Annotated in this window: 15 protein-coding genes, 1 pseudogene and 1 riboswitch; of the genes and pseudogenes, 3 read left to right on the plus strand and 13 right to left on the minus strand. The window is 44.7% G+C overall.

What is annotated here, in order from left to right:
* Positions 1–104: 104 nt before the first annotated feature.
* Together AC3WQ3_RS23490 and AC3WQ3_RS23495 are read left to right on the plus strand one after the other, a co-directional pair.
* Positions 105–974 carry a MurR/RpiR family transcriptional regulator gene (locus AC3WQ3_RS23490; protein ID WP_492473781.1) on the plus strand — a complete coding sequence of 290 codons (870 nt, stop codon included), beginning with the start codon at positions 105–107 and terminating at the stop codon, positions 972–974.
* A 31-nt stretch (positions 975–1,005) separates the two neighbouring features.
* The gene (locus AC3WQ3_RS23495) at positions 1,006–1,431 is read left to right on the plus strand and encodes a MaoC family dehydratase (protein ID WP_492473755.1); all 426 of its coding nucleotides are present in this window, start codon (positions 1,006–1,008) and stop codon (positions 1,429–1,431) included.
* Positions 1,432–1,631: 200 nt separating this feature from the next.
* Here AC3WQ3_RS23495 and AC3WQ3_RS23500 read toward each other — a convergent pair.
* The 6 genes and pseudogenes from AC3WQ3_RS23500 to AC3WQ3_RS23525 all read right to left on the minus strand — a co-directional run bounded on the left by AC3WQ3_RS23500 (position 1,632) and on the right by AC3WQ3_RS23525 (position 7,981).
* Positions 1,632–3,129: pseudogene (locus tag AC3WQ3_RS23500) on the minus strand (glycoside hydrolase family 2 protein).
* Between the two features lie 314 nt (positions 3,130–3,443).
* Positions 3,444–4,790: a DEAD/DEAH box helicase gene (locus AC3WQ3_RS23505; RefSeq protein ID WP_492473756.1), complete on the minus strand. Its 1,347-nt coding sequence runs from the start codon at positions 4,788–4,790 to the stop codon at positions 3,444–3,446.
* 109 nt (positions 4,791–4,899) lie between these two features.
* Positions 4,900–5,214, minus strand: coding sequence for a DMT family transporter (locus tag AC3WQ3_RS23510; protein WP_127535898.1), 315 nt, complete (start codon positions 5,212–5,214; stop codon positions 4,900–4,902).
* Positions 5,211–5,552, minus strand: coding sequence for a DMT family transporter (locus AC3WQ3_RS23515; protein WP_336779937.1), 342 nt, complete (start codon positions 5,550–5,552; stop codon positions 5,211–5,213). The genes AC3WQ3_RS23510 and AC3WQ3_RS23515 overlap by 4 nt, the downstream gene beginning before the upstream one ends.
* A gap of 103 nt (positions 5,553–5,655) precedes the next feature.
* Positions 5,656–5,754: riboswitch (guanidine-I (ykkC/yxkD leader) on the minus strand.
* A gap of 53 nt (positions 5,755–5,807) precedes the next feature.
* Entirely contained in the window at positions 5,808–6,440 is a 633-nt protein-coding gene (locus AC3WQ3_RS23520) for a pentapeptide repeat-containing protein (RefSeq protein ID WP_492473757.1), read from the minus strand.
* A 554-nt stretch (positions 6,441–6,994) separates the two neighbouring features.
* The gene (locus tag AC3WQ3_RS23525; protein WP_492473782.1) at positions 6,995–7,981 is read right to left on the minus strand and encodes an aldo/keto reductase; all 987 of its coding nucleotides are present in this window, start codon (positions 7,979–7,981) and stop codon (positions 6,995–6,997) included.
* Between the two features lie 233 nt (positions 7,982–8,214).
* Between AC3WQ3_RS23525 and AC3WQ3_RS23530 the strand changes: the two genes are divergently transcribed.
* The gene (locus tag AC3WQ3_RS23530) at positions 8,215–9,132 is read left to right on the plus strand and encodes an AraC family transcriptional regulator N-terminal domain-containing protein (RefSeq protein WP_154893303.1); all 918 of its coding nucleotides are present in this window, start codon (positions 8,215–8,217) and stop codon (positions 9,130–9,132) included.
* Between the two features lie 97 nt (positions 9,133–9,229).
* Here AC3WQ3_RS23530 and AC3WQ3_RS23535 read toward each other — a convergent pair whose 3' ends face one another.
* From AC3WQ3_RS23535 to AC3WQ3_RS23565, 7 genes are all read right to left on the minus strand, one after another.
* On the minus strand, positions 9,230–10,309 hold the full coding sequence (locus tag AC3WQ3_RS23535) for a threonine aldolase family protein (RefSeq protein WP_492473758.1): 1,080 nt from the start codon (positions 10,307–10,309) through the stop codon (positions 9,230–9,232).
* Entirely contained in the window at positions 10,306–10,728 is a 423-nt protein-coding gene (locus AC3WQ3_RS23540; RefSeq protein ID WP_127535905.1) for a MarR family winged helix-turn-helix transcriptional regulator, read from the minus strand. Before AC3WQ3_RS23540 ends, AC3WQ3_RS23535 begins: the two co-directional genes overlap by 4 nt.
* A 212-nt stretch (positions 10,729–10,940) precedes the next feature.
* Positions 10,941–12,659: an ABC transporter ATP-binding protein gene (locus tag AC3WQ3_RS23545; RefSeq protein ID WP_492473759.1), complete on the minus strand. Its 1,719-nt coding sequence runs from the start codon at positions 12,657–12,659 to the stop codon at positions 10,941–10,943.
* A gap of 2 nt (positions 12,660–12,661) precedes the next feature.
* Positions 12,662–13,024, minus strand: a complete 363-nt coding sequence (locus tag AC3WQ3_RS23550; RefSeq protein WP_336779930.1) for a hypothetical protein — start codon at positions 13,022–13,024, stop codon at positions 12,662–12,664.
* A gap of 490 nt (positions 13,025–13,514) precedes the next feature.
* Complete coding sequence (locus tag AC3WQ3_RS23555; RefSeq protein ID WP_492473761.1) at positions 13,515–14,885, minus strand: sensor histidine kinase; 1,371 nt, start codon at positions 14,883–14,885, stop codon at positions 13,515–13,517.
* Positions 14,882–15,556, minus strand: coding sequence for a response regulator transcription factor (locus tag AC3WQ3_RS23560; protein WP_154893308.1), 675 nt, complete (start codon positions 15,554–15,556; stop codon positions 14,882–14,884). The genes AC3WQ3_RS23555 and AC3WQ3_RS23560 overlap by 4 nt, the downstream gene beginning before the upstream one ends.
* 124 nt (positions 15,557–15,680) lie before the next feature.
* Positions 15,681–16,439 (minus strand): hypothetical protein, encoded by a 759-nt coding sequence (locus tag AC3WQ3_RS23565; protein WP_492473762.1) that lies wholly within the window; start codon positions 16,437–16,439, stop codon positions 15,681–15,683.
* Between the last annotated feature and the right edge of the window lie 97 nt (positions 16,440–16,536).

Here is a 16,536-nt window from a genome sequence, read left to right on the forward strand (position 1 = left end):
ACATTTGACCAAAGTTCAGTTACTATGGCACATTAATATTGGGCAAAATGTTCAATTAAACATCATTTTGATTCAAAAGAATGATAGAATCCGGGGTGAACCGATTGAAACTGCTGATGCAATTGTCAGAAATGCGGCATTTTACACCTAACGAACAGAGCATTGCATCTTATATTTTGAGTCAGCGGGATCGCATGCTTCACTGCAATATTCAGGAGCTTGCTCAAGTTACATATACATCGCATTCTGCCATAAACCGCCTAACGCGCAAACTTGGGATGACGGGTTACAAGGAATTTATCATTACCCTTGCCCGTGAATTCCAGCAAAGTACCCAGAATGGTTCCAACCACGTGGATGCCAATTATCCATTCGGTGTTGGTGAATCCACTCTTCAGGTGGCTGCAGAGATTGCCGATTTGATGAAAGAAACGATCTCAAAAAACGCTGCCATTCTGGACGATGGCCTGCTTACCCAAACGGCACTGCTGCTGAACCAAGCAGATCGAATCTTCATCTATGCCTTGGGCGATTCGCAGATCCGGGCCAAAAGCTTCCAAAATAAATTGTTTAAACTCAACAAGTATGCAATCATTGCAACAGAACTTTCCGAGTGGGCGCACCATACCATCAATGTAACTTCAAAAGACTGTGCCATGTTCCTGACATATCACGGGAAGTCATTAAGCTACATCAAGGCAGCACGTCACTTCAAACGTGAAGGTATTCCGTTTGTTACAATAACAGCAACCCCCCAGAGTGAGTTGGCAAAATGGAGTACTTTATGTTTACAGGTTGCCAACGACGAGGAGAAGTTCGCCAAGATTGGAACCTTCTCTTCGCAGATTGCCCTGGAATATGTGTTAAATGTGTTGTTCTCCTGCATTTACAATATGGACTATGCCAAAAATAAACAAACGGCCACAGAGTCTCTTCAGAAATTTGCCATGAGTGACATGATGAATGATATATAAATAAACATACGAAAAGAACGAGGTGCCCGCATTGAAATTTAGTGAATATGTCGTAGGTCAGCGCTACGAAACCAAATCAATTAAACTGTCCAAGTCCGATATTATGGAGTTTGCGAAGATTTATGATCCACAGTACATGCATTTGGATGAGGAAATGGCCAAAAAAGGACGTTTCGGCAGCCTGATTGCTTCCGGCATGCAAACGATGAACATCTCCTTCAAGCTGTGGATTGAAGTAGGCGTTTACGGAGAGAATGTGGTCGCAGGTACGGGGATGAATCATATCCAGTTTATCAAGCCTGTATTTCCGGATGATGAGCTGCGCGTAGTTGCGGAAGTGATTGAGCTTCTCCCAAGACGGAGAGGCAATGGCATTGTTACCGTCCTACTCACAACTTATAATCAAAATCATCAAAAAGTATTTCAGGCCGAATTAAGCGCATTGATTGATAATTAAGCTCAGGACATGCGCCCCTATTTCATAAGAAATGTAGGAAGAAGATTGGTTACTTCAAGAGAGCCTGAAAAGGAGCAGTTCATCCAGCCATCGCTGGATGAACTGCTCCCGATTACGTGAATACATTTCGTTCCGGCACACGTCTTACATAACAACGTGACCCGCAGTACATGTTTTGTCGATTCTGAATATGTGCCAGTTTAGCTTAGATTGATTTTGCGAATGACATCCAAAGGTACTTTTGGCTCTCTCTCTTCGTTTAACAAACCATTAATCTCCTGCTGCACATCTGTGAGCTGTGTATAACAATAACCCGAGATATAGGGAACCGCTTTGATTGCTCCCGTAATTGAACGGAAACGTTCAATAAAGGCCTCAACTGAATCCACCTGATTGCCATATCCCCAGCCTTTGTCTGATTGAAAAGCTATGCCGCCAAACTCACTAACAATAATGGGCTGGCCCTTGTAATGATGTCCTTGGGCATAGGCATACTTCCATTGATTGAAGGAGATCTGATTGTTTACAATCCGTTCCTTATCTTGATACCGCTGCTGAAACACTTCGCCCGCCTCCACATAATCATGAAGTGTCAGAATATCCGAAACCGTATGTTCCCAGCCATCATTCGTTACAACCGGGCGATACGGATCAATTGTTTTGGTCAGATGATAGATGGTTTGCGTGAACTGCTGCTGTCTAACATCATGGGCAATGGTTGGAATTCCCCATGATTCGTTGAATGGAACCCAGGTAATTACGCTTGGATGATTGTATTGCTGCGGCACAATTTCCAGCCATTCCTTCGTAAATCGGGCAACCGCCTCGTCATTAAACTCGAACGTCGATGCCATCTCGGACCAGACCAGCATTCCTTTTACATCACACCAATACAAAAAGCGGGGATCTTCCAATTTCATATGTTTACGGAGACCGTTATAACCCATTTCAGCCATTCGATCAATATCCAGAATCAAGGCTTCCTCTGAAGGTGCGGTTAGATGGCTCTCCGGCCAATAGCCTTGATCCAATATCAATCGTTGATAGAGCGGACCATTATTCAATTGTATCTGCCCGTTCTCTATCGATATTTTCCGCATGCCGAAATAGGACTGGACACGGTCGATCTCCTGATCATGGTCATACATGACAAACTCAATGTCATATAAATTTGGTGATTCCGGAGCCCAGAGCAGCTGCTTCCATGGACCTCCTGCCTCGTGCCGCACATCAATCTCAAGTGTGGTCCAGGGTCTGTCTGGGGAGAAATTGACCGTTTGTACATGCTGACCTTTTAGCTCTATACGTGTCTCCAAACGCAAATGGCTTCGACGCAGCGTAAGCTCCCTCGTGTTCACCCGCAACCGTTCCGTTCACCCAGCATTTTGCGTGATAATCCACTCCTTGAAAGTGTAGTATAGTCCTTTTCCCTTGCGCCTCTGCAGGAATTGTCACCTGCTTGTGATACCAGACTCGCGGATGAAATGTTTCGTCACCAATGCCGCTGGCTTTGGTTTCGTACGTGAAGGGAACCTGAATAGTGAGCCCTTTCGGGAATTGAGCCTCATCATACCACTGCTCTCGTACACCTACCTGGTTGTCGTCAAAGCTAAAATCCCATGCTCCGTTTAAATCCAGCCATGCTTTGCGAACAAATTGCGGTCTGGGATAATTTTTGATATACGATTTCGTTGTCATTTGATTCTCTCCGATCTCACATAGTGGGATTAATTGTTTTAATATTTATGAATCAATTAAATAACTGTTACGTATTTATTGTATTTATACCGGGATTATAGCGAGACCGCAATCATATGTCAACGCTTACAAATCCGACTCTCTACTATTTTCGCATTAAAAAAAGCATTAAATACGATTTATACGTATCTAATGCTTTTGTTTTACTATTCCACACCAATCACCAAGGACATTGTTAAATTGCTCTTCGGTGATTGGCATGTCTATCGTTATATCGTTTAGCCCCGAAGAGCTAATATACGTTCATTCATTTGTTAACCTTTGCTGATCTTGCTGTTGTTTGTCCTTGTTCTGGTTGTTCTTTCGTTCGTTTTTTTGCTATGGCTCGTTCTCCCCGGCTTGGTAAACCATTCAGACTTGGGTTTGCGCGCGGGGTTCTTCTTCGCCTTAGCTGGTTTATTGGTCATGGAATTGTTGGCTGCAGCCTTCGATCCCTTACTGTTTTTTATAAACACAGGAGCACTCGTCATCGGATAAGGATGATCTTTGATTTCGGGAATGCTCTTCTTGATTACCTTCTCAATATCCTTGAGGAACGGCATTTCTTCCTTATCACAAAAAGAAATTGCCATACCGCTATGTCCTGCTCTGCCTGTACGGCCAATTCGGTGTACATAGGTCTCCGGAATATTAGGCAGGTTAAAGTTGATGACATGCGAAAGCTCTTCCACGTCAATTCCTCTTGCCGCAATATCTGTCGCTACGAGCACTCGTGTGACTCCGCTTTTGAAATTGTTCAGCGCTTTTTGTCGATCATTCTGAGACTTGTCACCATGAATGGCTTGAGCAGTCACATTTACCTTGGTCAACTCTCGTGTAACACGGTCAGCGCCGCGCTTCGTGCGAGTGAACACCAGTGCCGAAACAATGGATTTATCCTGCAAAATATGATTTAACATATGTTGTTTCTTGCCATTCTCCAATAAATACACAGACTGTTCAATTCGGTCTACCGTAGAAGACACCGGTGTAATTTCAACTTTCACAGGATCTACGAGTAACGTTTTGACCATTTTTGTGATTTCCGGAGGCATCGTAGCTGAGAAGAAAAGGGTTTGTTTCTTGCTCGGCATCTTGGAGATGATTCGCTTCACATCATGAATAAAGCCCATATCCAGCATCCGGTCAGCTTCATCTAATACCAAAATCTCAATGGATTTCAAATCAATCCGTTTTTGGTTAACCAGATCCATCAATCTGCCTGGCGTGGCGATAATAATATCTGCACCCTGGCTCAGCGCTCGTTCTTGCACCTTCTGTGAAACACCACCAACAATAGCGGCGCAGCGAATATCCGTATATCGGCTATATATCTTCATGTTATCCGCAATCTGGATAGCCAGCTCTCGGGTTGGGCTTAAAATCAAGGAGCGAATACGGCGTCCTTGTCTGGGACCACCAGACTTTTCGCTTAATAATTGAATGATCGGCACCGAAAATGCTGCCGTCTTCCCTGTTCCTGTCTGTGCACAGCCAAGCAAGTCTCTGCCTGCCAATACGGCTGGGATTGCTTGTTCCTGAATAGGTGTAGGGTTCGTATAGTTCGCTTTGTTCAATCCTTCTAAGATTGGGGGTATAATATTCAAGTCTTTAAAGTTCATTGAGTCTCCTTCATGACGTCCATATCTATTAGATCTATCTTGTTATCACACGTAACGTATAAGGATACCATTAAAAAGACGATCTGTATATTATCTTTTAATCCCAATGTCAGCTCACCAGTTTCAACCCAACCGCAGATCCAAGCACCATGGCAATAAACAATATTCGAAGTGCATTTCGGGATTCCCCATAGAAAATCATGCCAAGAATCGCTCCTCCGGAAGCACCTATACCTGTCCACACAGCATACGCCGTGCCCATCGGCAGTGTTTTCATGGCCAGAGACAGCAGCCAGAAGCTTAATCCAAAACCTGCAACTAACAACAGAATGGATATCAGGTTACGGTCCTTGTTCCATTTATTAATCATCAGTACTCCCATCATCTCGAATAGACCTGCCATAATAAGAAATATCCAGCTCATGAATGATGCGCCTCCTTCGTTTTCTGCTTGCTTACCATTTTTAGTCCAATTACACCGAGCAGTAACACACCAATGAGTATCATTTTTCCGGCCTGAACAGGAGCATCAAATAACAGGATCTCTGCCAGCACCGTACCAGCCGTACCCAAACCGACAAATACTGCGTATACCGTTCCGACATCAAGTGTACGGGAAGCCGCAATCATCAATGAAAAGCTGACGCCAATGGCGATCACCGTTGCTCCCCATTCCAACAGTCCACTCGCATGCTTTAAGCCAATCACCCAACCCACTTCAAAAAGGGCTGCAATCACAACAGACAACCAGGTTTTGTTCATTTCGACCTACTCCTTTTGGTATCCAATTTCATACAACAACGTTTAGTATGTGTCTTAGAGACAAATAAAAAAGCCTGGGAAACAAACTGCATTCAAGCAGTTTATCTCCCAGGCTTTTATCCCTCCGTGGCACAACCATCAGGTTATGAGCTTTCTCTCGGACCAGACCGATCTCACCCGCGGAACCCTAGAAAGCATGTCGTATGATTTTATGTTACCTATTATACACACTTCTCCCTTTGGGGCAAGTCTCTTTTATGATTTGATCACAATCCCCATTAATCCGACGAAGGTCGCCGCTTGATAAGGGGAAATAACACAGCCATTCAGATCCTCCATGTTCAATACGAGCGAGTCAAATTGGCAATTGCTAAGATCCAAGCCCTTTAATTTTGTACCTGACATGAAAGCCTGATCGATATTACAATGGTCCAGCAGGATTTTTTGCAAGGTTAGATAGGCAAAGTCAGCACTAATTAATGAGCATTCAGCAAACGCGACTTGTTTAAGGTGGGCAAATCTAAAATTGGAGTAATCCCCCACACACTGAGCAAATTGAACGTTTTGCATTCTGCTGGTGGAAAAATCCGTGCCGACAAATTTGCAGTTGGTCCATGCGGCCCGGTGCATAATAGCACCTGAGAAATTGACGTTGGAGAAATCACAATTTTCAAAAACAACATCTGTAAATTCAAATTGCTCCAGCGTGGAATCAGAGATCATCACATTTCTGAAAATGACATTCTCAAAGGATACTTTGAGTGCTTCCTGGTTATCCAGTGAGATCTGTTCAATGATTTGATTTCGGTATTCCGTTTTGGACTCCAATACCTGAATGATTTCCAACGTCATCGATTGTTCCTGAATTTTCGGACTATCTATTTTCATGTGTCTTCCCCGCTCCTTTATAAGCTATGATTCTCATATGACTGATATCCAGAAACCATTGCTATTACGCTTAAGTTCTACTGAATCTTTTCTCCACTCCTCATGTGTGAGCCAGGATTAACGATGAAAAAGTCGCCAGTAAGGCGACTTCTTTCATCTTATTTTAACTCTAACTGAGATTACCCATCACTGGATGAGGGATATAGGCTTCCTCCAGGTAACTGATTTCTACTGGTACAGCCAAGACATAATTTCGAAACGTCCAGACCTGTTCGTCCAAGTTTAACATATTCCATGTCTCACACACTCCTAACATTTTTTATTTGTCGCTGAGGTAACTTTTATTTCTTCCGAACTTAACTTAAACCAATAACTAAGGTATGCATCCTTGAAAACTGGATTTTCTTCCATTTTGATCTGGCACTCCAGTCTGTCGGTTAAGATCTGCTTCAAGCTTTTCAGTAATTCCTTGATCATTTTATTCACCCGACTCTTTTTATCAAACCACCTTTAACTTAAGGGCAGCAGATTATTCTCCCGCCATCTCAAAACTGTCACAGACCTGTTCTTCTCTCCAGTTCTTCTGTATATCGGGCACCCACCAAAGTGATCTTCGACGCTGCCTCATTAATGCTGTGTACATCTTCAGACTTGAGCTGAAGATCTGCCGAGTTCAGATTTTCTTCCAATCTGCTCAATTGGCGCGTGCCTGGAATCGGTACAATCCAAGATTTCTGGGCAAGCAGCCACGCAAGTGCAACTTGGGCCGGGCTGGCTTGCAGTTCCTCTGCTTTTTCTTTAAGCAAATCAACCAATACCTGGTTCGCTTGCAACGCTTCAGGCGTAAAACGAGGTAGAATGTTACGCAGGTCGCCTTGTTCAAATGTTGTTCCCGCGTTGAAACGTCCTGTCAGGTATCCTTTACCCAGAGGACTGAATGGGACGAAACCAATTCCAAGCTCCTCCAAAGCAGGGATCAACTCCTCTTCAGGGCGTCTCCACCAAAGGGAATATTCACTCTGTACTGCTGCAAGAGGCTGCACGGCGTGAGCACGACGGATCGTTTGCACTCCTGCCTCGGACAATCCCCAGTGTTTTACTTTTCCTTCCCGGATCAAATCTTGTATCGTTCCTGCTACTTCCTCGATTGGCACATCCGGATCGACCCGGTGCTGATAATACAGATCAATCGATTCAATCTGCAGACGCTGCAGCGACTCTTCCGCCACTTTGCGAATATGTTCGGGCCGACTATTCGTACCGCCCTGTTTGCCGTGCTGTATATCGAAACCAAATTTGGTAGCAATGACGACTTGGTTTCGAACAGTTTTTAGTGCTTCGCCCACAAGTTCTTCGTTGGTGTATGGACCGTATACTTCAGCGGTATCGAAGAACGTCACACCTCGTTCCACAGCTTTTTGAAGAACGGAGATCATCTCATTCTTCTCGGAAGCAGGACCATACCCGTAGCTCATTCCCATACAACCAAGGCCAATGGCCGAAACCTCCAAACCGCTGTTTCCCAATTTGCGTTTTTGCATCATTCCTCATTCCTCCTCATTTGAATATCTTTCATCTAAGACAATTCAAGTACTCTTACCCACACGCTCTCACTTGCTTGATTCTGTGAGCTTAATCTCATTATGCCGAAGCGTGCTCACCAAGCGGTATATCATTTATCTTAATTGATTGCCTAATCCTATCAGGGGTTCTTTTGAATTCGATGATTAGGTCGTATAATGAAACGAGGTTAGAGCCGTGAGGAGGAGTCCAAATGACTGAGGATTTATTTCAACAGAAAAGGGAACTGAGCGAGTTGGTTGAGCGTCACTCCGTACGTAACGGTGCAACGGAAACGCCGATCCCTTCCCTGTTTTTCTATCATCATACGAGTATTACTGAACCGGCATACAGAGTTTATAAGCCTGCTTTTTGTGTTATCGTGCAAGGCTTAAAAGAAGTATTACTGGCACAGGAGCGCTTTGAATATGGACCATCCAATTATTTGATTGCTTCCATGAATCTTCCGGTAATCGGGCAGATTATCAAGGCATCCGCTGATGCACCCTATCTAAGTATTAAGCTTGAGTTTACGAAGAATCAAATTCTGGAAGTACTGAATGAATGCAATATCCAAGTCACTTCCAAAGAAAACGCCAGACGAGCCATGTTCGTGGGACAGATGGAATCTTCCATTCAGGATGTTGTGCTTCGCCTTATCCGTTTACTGGATACGCCGGAGGAAATCCCGTTCCTTGCTCCATTGTACACAAAGGAGATTTTGTTCCGTCTTCTTCAGGGACCTTACGGAGGCGAGTTGGCCCAGATCGCGGTAGAAGGAAGCAGTACGTACCGAATTAGGGAAGCCATCGAGTATATCGTTCATCACTGGGAGCAGCCTTTGCGCATTGAAGATCTAGCAGAGACCGCCAGCATGAGCGTATCCTCGTTTCATCGGCACTTCAAAGAGATCACGGCCATGAGCCCGCTGCAATTCCAAAAACAGCTGCGACTACAGGAAGCCCGGCGCCTTCTGATGGCTGAGTCTGGCGATGCGGCTGATGTAGCATTTCGGGTTGGCTACGAAAGTGCATCCCAGTTTAGCCGTGAGTATTCACGCATGTTCGGCGCACCACCAAGAAGTGATATTAAACGATTGAAGGAAAAATACGACCTCATCTTGAGTGAATAGCTTCTCCACTGTTTTAATGAAAACTCAACAAAAAAAGGACGACAATATGTCGTCCTTTTTCAGTATATCGCAACTATTCGACCTACATCTTCATAGTTTAAACCAGTACTTCAGCAGGTACCCGTGCTTCAATTGATTCTTGCATTAATCGAGCGATATCACGAGCCAGCGCATCCACATTATCCTGCTCCGTTGCCCAGCTGGTGCAAAAACGGACTGCACTATGTGTGGCGTCTACCTTTTCCCAGAATGTGAAGGTATATTGACTGCGTAATTTCTCAAGCAAAACATCAGGCAAGATCGGAAACTGCTGATTGGTTGGTGATTCGTACAGGAAGCGAATATGTTGTTCTTCAAGCGAATCATGAATTCGCATGGCCATATCGATGGCATGACGTGAAATTTCCAGATACAATCCGTCTTCGAACAACGTTTCGAACTGAATGCCCAGCAATCTGCCTTTTGCGAGCAGACCGCCCTTCTGCTTGATCATGTAACGAAAATCAGGCTTCAGTGCATCATTCAGGATGACTACGGCTTCCCCCATCAATGCACCGATCTTGGTTCCTCCAATATAGAACACATCACATAGACGGGCGAGATCGGCAAGGGTCATATCACAATCGGGGGATGCAAGGGCGTATCCGAGCCTTGCCCCATCCACAAATAACGGGAGTCCGCATTTCTTACTTGTCTCAAATAATGACTGCAATTCGGCCTTACTATACATCGTACCGTTCTCTGTTGGCTGGGATATGTAAACCATTCCTGGCTGTACGCAGTGCTCAGGAGAAGACTCACTCCTATGCGCTTCATAGACTGCCTTCACTTGGCCAGCTGTGATCTTCCCGTCTTCACTGGGAACGGTAAGTACTTTATGACCAGTTGCTTCAATTGCGCCCGTTTCGTGAACAGCGATGTGGCCCGAAGTCGCTGCAATGACACCTTGATAGGGACGCAGGATGGATGCAATGACCGTTGTGTTGGTTTGAGTGCCTCCGACCAGAAAATGCACATCAGCCTGCTCGCTGTCGCACGCTTGACGAATCAGAGCTCTCGCCCGATCACAGTGGGGATCTGTACCATAACCGCTCGTTTGTTCCATATTGGTCTCGATCAGTCTTTGCAGAATGCGTTCATGCGCACCTTCGTTATAATCACATTCGAATCGTATCATCGTGTTGTCTCTCCTGCTTTCTTCGTTAACTTCTCTTGTATGTTCATCATGGAAGCATAGACCTCTTGGATCTCTTCCTCATCCAGATTCTGCATTAACTTCAATATTTGTTGGTCAGACCGATCGTTTAATTCAGCGTAAAGTTCCTGACCTTTATCCGTCAGGCGAATGAGACTGACCCGGCTGTCAGCTTCCGAATTCACTTTGATGAGCAGACCTTCCTTGGACAGCTTGTTCACAATCCGGCTCATATAACTGCGATCAATGGTCAGTGTATCTACCAGATTGTTGGCAATACTTTCTCCACGAATACCAATTTCAATGATGACCCTTACCTCGGCAAACGAATACCCCGTACCAAGGATGTGCTTATCCAATACGCCAAGAATATTGGTATAAAAACGGTTGAAACGCCGCATGTCAGCCAAAATATCAGAATGTATATGCTGAGAGTCGATGTGAAACCCTCCCTTTTAGTGGACATTGTCAACATTATAATAAGTTGATTAGTGGACGTTGTCAACATAATGATCGTGCCTACCGAAAAAACAAACCGATTGCAGCCTATTGGAGGCAAATTATACAGCAAAAAACCGCGCTAAATGCGCGGTTCGGCTTCAATAACCTTTTTCTATGAATGACTGTACTGCACCTGATGAAGCCGGCTGTAGATCCCACCAGCTGCAACCAGCTCATCATGATTCCCCTGCTCGGCAATGCCATCTGCGTTCACGACCATGATGCGGTCCGCATTCTTGATAGTTGTCAGGCGGTGTGCAATGACCAGCGTAGTTCTGCCCACAGACAGTTCAGCGAGAGATTTCTGAATTAGAGCTTCCGTTTCCGTATCCAGAGCCGATGTAGCTTCGTCAAGGATCAGAATCGGTGGATTTTTCAGGAACATGCGGGCGATGGACAAACGCTGCTTCTGCCCTCCGGATAGCTTAACGCCACGTTCACCGATGATCGTATCGATGCCGTCCGGCAATGTGAGAAGTAATTCCTCCAGCGATGCCCGGCGTGCAGCATCCCAGATTTGCTCATCTGTTGCCGTGAGATCCCCATAGGCGATATTCTCCTTGATGGTTCCCGAGAACAGGAATACATCCTGCTGAACGATACCAATATGCTTGCGAAGGGATTGCAGCTGGACATCCCGAACATCAACACCATCCACCGTGATTCTTCCCTCTTCCACTTCGTAGAACCTTGGGAGAAGACTGCAGATGGTTGTTTTTCCTGCACCGGAAGGTCCAACGAAAGCAACGGTTTCTCCCGGTTTAATAGACAGACTGATATTATTCAGTATACGGCGGCTGGATTCATAACCGAACGATACATTCTCGAAACGGATATCGCCCTGAACATGTTTCAGCTCAACTGCGTTTTTGGCATCCGCAATTTCAGGCTCCGTATCAATAATTTCCAGGTAGCGCTTGAAGCCGGCAATTCCTTTCGGATAGCTCTCGATGACTGCGTTGATTTTCTCAATCGGACGGAAGAAGATGTTGGAGAGCAGCAGGAATGCCATGAAGTCACCCATATCAATTTTGCCGTCAATAAAAAACCATGCACCACTGATCATCACAAATACAGTGACCAGTCTCATCATCATATAACTGACCGATATGCTCTTCGCCATCGTTTTATAAGCAAGCAGTTTGGTTTGACGAAAGTTTTCATTGTCGACAGAAAATAGTTTTTTCTCATGCTCTTCGTTCGCAAATGATTGAACAACACGAATTCCGCCTACGTTATCTTCGATCCGGGAATTGAAATTACCCACGTTGCCAAAGAGACGCCGATAGGTTTTGGTCATGCGGCCACCAAACACAATGATGACCCAGGCCATGATCGGAATAATAATAAATGTAATCAATGCCAGCTCCAGATTAATATTCGCCATGAGCCAGAATGAACCAATCAATGTCATAACGGCGATGAAGACATCCTCCGGTCCATGGTGAGCAACCTCTCCGATATCATTCAGATCATTTGTTAAATGACCAATCAGATGGCCCGTTTTTCGATTATCAAAGAAACGGAAAGACAACTTCTGCAAGTGAGCGAACATTTTCTCTCGCATGTTGGTCTCAATGTTAATACCGAGCATGTGACCCCAATATGTAACAACATAATTCAAGGCTGTATTAAGTGCATAAATGGACAACAATACAACACAAGCCAGGATAATGAGCGGCCAGTCCTGTCCTGGCAATAATTCATTAATAAACTTGCTCACGGCAAGTGGAAATGCCAGTTCCAACAGACCTGCGATAACTGCACATCCAAAATCAATGACGAACAGCTTCTTGTAAGGCCGATAATACGAAAAGAAACGACGAATCATTCTTATTCACTCTCCAAATCCTTATTAGGGCTCTCATGTTCATCCTGCAGCTCGAAGAGATGAATATATTCATCTATAACCTGGTCAATGGCTTTCAGTTCACCACTAATCATCGGACGAATATGCTCATATTCCGCTTGACCCAGCTGTCTGGCCAAAGTCGTTCTTCGATTTTGCATTTGCTCCAGAAAAACCAGAATGCGGCCACGCCGGAACGTTTGCGCTCCGTTCCCCCGCTTACCGTGATGTTCACCATGTCCTCTGCCCCTTCTGGACCGTTCACCACGCTGCTCTTCTTCTCCGCGTCCACGTCCTGAACGAACATTTTGACGTTCTGCAGACTCATTTGCGTATGGTTCTCTCATTTAAAGAACACCTCCACATCGTATACATTTGTATACGATTCAATATGTATACGATTGTATACGCAATGAAGTAACCTGTCAACCGTTATTTTCCAATTATGTGAACACCCTTTTATCCAATAGGCTATTAATGATGCTGCAACCACATACTTAAACATAATCTGGCTTGGTTCCGTTACATAGACTGCAGGGCATGCAAGAATACGGCTTCGAGCAGGAACATATATTGGTCAAATCATGGCTGCAGTGACCGACAGGAATGCCAAACTTCGGTTTTCTGTTTATACTTGTCTAACGAACAGGATTGTTGAACTGTAATCAAAGTATCTCGTTCCAGTGCATCCGCATTACTCACCAAGGCGGTTGTCTTATACTCAAATATCAACATTAGAATTAAACATAATTGCCATCCAATAAGAAAAAACTGCGATGTTGTCGCAGCTTCTCTTCATGCTATATAAACTGATGTTCATCGATGACCTACTTATGATTAATTTTCTGCAGGATTGATTGGCAAGGTGATGACAAATGCAGTACCTTGACCCGGATTGCTCTCCACCTGAATGTCGCCTCGATGAAGCGAAACAATCTGTTTAACGATGGCAAGCCCCATTCCACTTCCTTCATATTTGCTGCTATGGGAACGATCTGCCTTGAAAAAGCGCTCGAATATACGCTTCTGATCTTCAGGATCAATTCCGATTCCATTATCGGATATTCGAATTATTACATCCGAGAGATTCCGCTTGATGCTTACACCAATAATGCCACCATCTTCGGAAAACTTGATACCATTGCCTATAATATTCATCCATACCTGGTCCAGTTGATCATGATCCGCTGTTACTTTGATCGGTTCAAGATCCAACTCAAAAGCGATGTTTCGCGCAGTCCACTGCGGCTGCAGTGCCACGATTACACGCCTGATTTGTTCATCCAGACTGCGTGTGACAGATCGCAATGGCTGAGAATCGGACTCAAGCAAACTGAGCTTCAGCAAGCTGTCACTCATTTTGGACATCCGATTTGCTTCAGCAATAATGACATCCAGATAGCGGCTTCGTTCATGCTCTGCGAGATTGACCTGCTTGAGCGCTTGAGCATAACCAGATATGGAAGTCAGCGGCGACTGAACCTCATGCGATACATTCGTTACAAATTCTCTGCGCATATGTTCAAGCTGCTGCAGATCATGTGTCATCTCCTCAAAACTTCGAGCCAAGGTTCCAAGCTCTCCCGTCTGCTTGATATTCAGCCTGACATTGAAATCACCTGAGGCCAGACGCCTGGTTGCTTTGGTAAGTTTGTTAATCGGTTTTACGACGTATATGGAAGCAATCAAAATCAACAAACTTCCTATGACCAAAGAATATATCAGGAAAGTGGATAACCATTTTACGTTGAAAGAAGTGTAAGGTGATAAAAGCGGCTGTATAAATAACGCTTTTGCCCCCGCTTCCGTCTTTAACGGCAATCCGACAAAACCTGTAGATTCGTTGGACGAATCAGCACGAACAATCTCCCCATTTAGTACGCTCTTTACTTGATCCGATGACACCCGAGCAGAAGCCTGGTCACCCAGTGTTCCATAGGAATGGACCTCAGTATTATCCTCGTCGTAAATGCGGATATGATAGGAGTCGAGCTGCTTCATCCCTCCCACAAATTTGTCTGCTTCATGTAATGGAATAGTTTCATAGATACGCACGATATCCTGTCCGAAACTCAATAATTCTTCCTGGACATTCTCATTCATATTGCCCCTGAATACCAAAAAGGTAATCACGAAAGCGATGATCGTACCCGCGATGACCGAAATTAAAAAGGTGAGTACCACACGGATATACAGAGATCTGATCATTCACTAACCTCAAGCCGATAACCAAGGCCGCGCACCGTTTCAATTCGAAAATCAGTTGAAGCGACAAACCTTTCTCTCAAACGTTTAATATGTACGTCTATCGTTCGATCATCTCCAGCGTAATCAATTCCCCAAATTTGATCAATTAACTGCTCGCGCGTATATACTTGTCCTGGTGTACCAGCAAGCTTGTACAGCAATTCGAATTCTTTGAGCGGCAGCGCAAGAGATTCCGTGCCCATAGTGACTTTATAGGTTTGTTTATTCAGGATGAGATTCCCGAGCTGAATCGTTTGTGTAGAGCCAATCCGGTAACGCTTCAGCAGCGCTCTGACCCGAACCGTCAATTCCATGGGGTCAAACGGTTTGGTCAGATAATCATCGGTTCCCAGTTCAAATCCCTTTACTTTCTCCCATGTTTCACCTCGTGCAGTCAGCATAAGCAGGGGAAGATCGGGATTGGCCCTGCGCAGCTCTTTACATAACGTCCATCCATCCATAACCGGCATCATAATGTCTAGCACTACCAGATCCACAGGTGTCGATGCATACACGGCCAAGGCCTCCTTGCCATCTGCAGCTTCTACCGTGGTGAATCCGTCATTTTTCAAAAATAAACAGACAAGTTCGCGAATGTTCGCATCATCGTCAGCAACAAGTATTGTCGGCATGTGCTTCTCCTTTTCCTCCAATGCAATCTAAGTAGTCTCAACTATTATACTATTAATTCACTCTGCTGACTCACTTGTAGAATGTCTAGCTCGAAGCCGTTCATAAGCATCATTGCCATTCGTTTTAAGGAGAAGGGTCGGTGATATTGAGATTGCCCACTATATGCTGCATGTCAGCTTTATTCTGCTGAAACTGTTTCAACCGATAACCGTTAGCACCGGACGGATGAGGGAATCCCCACAAAATGCTCTTTTCCTGCATCCGTTTCTCATGAAGCAATTGACGAAGCACAGCCTCAACCGACTTACCAAGCGGAATCATTAAAGGTTCATCCAACTGATTCCATTCAGGCAGAAAAGATTCAAGCACAGCTTCATATAGAAAAGGATTGTGGGTAATAGCAGGTTGATGTCCCGTATAATTTTGTTGCTTCACAAAGATGGGATATCGAATCAGGGAAGTGGTATGTAGAATGGTGCACTCTGAATCAAAAAGCTCTTTCACATGAGCTATGCTTAAAAATTCATGCAACCCTATTTCCTGAAGCATCTGAATCAAGTTCGTTCGCATCGTTCCAGCCATTCTGGCGGCAAACTTTGCTTCCTGACAAGCTGTTTCGTAGGTTACCTGATGCTTCAAGGCTTGGATGGCTGTGCGACAAGCAATCTCCATCTGCTGCCAACCGGGTGTAATGCCAACAAGCATGACTTTGGCGGAGGAATTGATGTAGTCATTATGGGGAGAATAGTACATCTCAACGTTTCCTGCTGCTCCCAATTTCAGATCATTAATTAACAGATCCGCTTTTGTGTACCTCTGTTTCAGGGGAAGTGACTTCATGAACTCCATCTGACGTTTATGTTGGATAGAATCTATCAGCAAAATGTTCCCTCCTCGCCTTCTAGCATTGGTCATTTGAAAAAAACCGCCCATGGGCGGTTATGTAATGGTGTCCTTCTATAGTTAGCATGCCCATAAC

The sequence above is a fragment of the Paenibacillus sp. FW104-T2 genome (assembly GCF_058789975.1).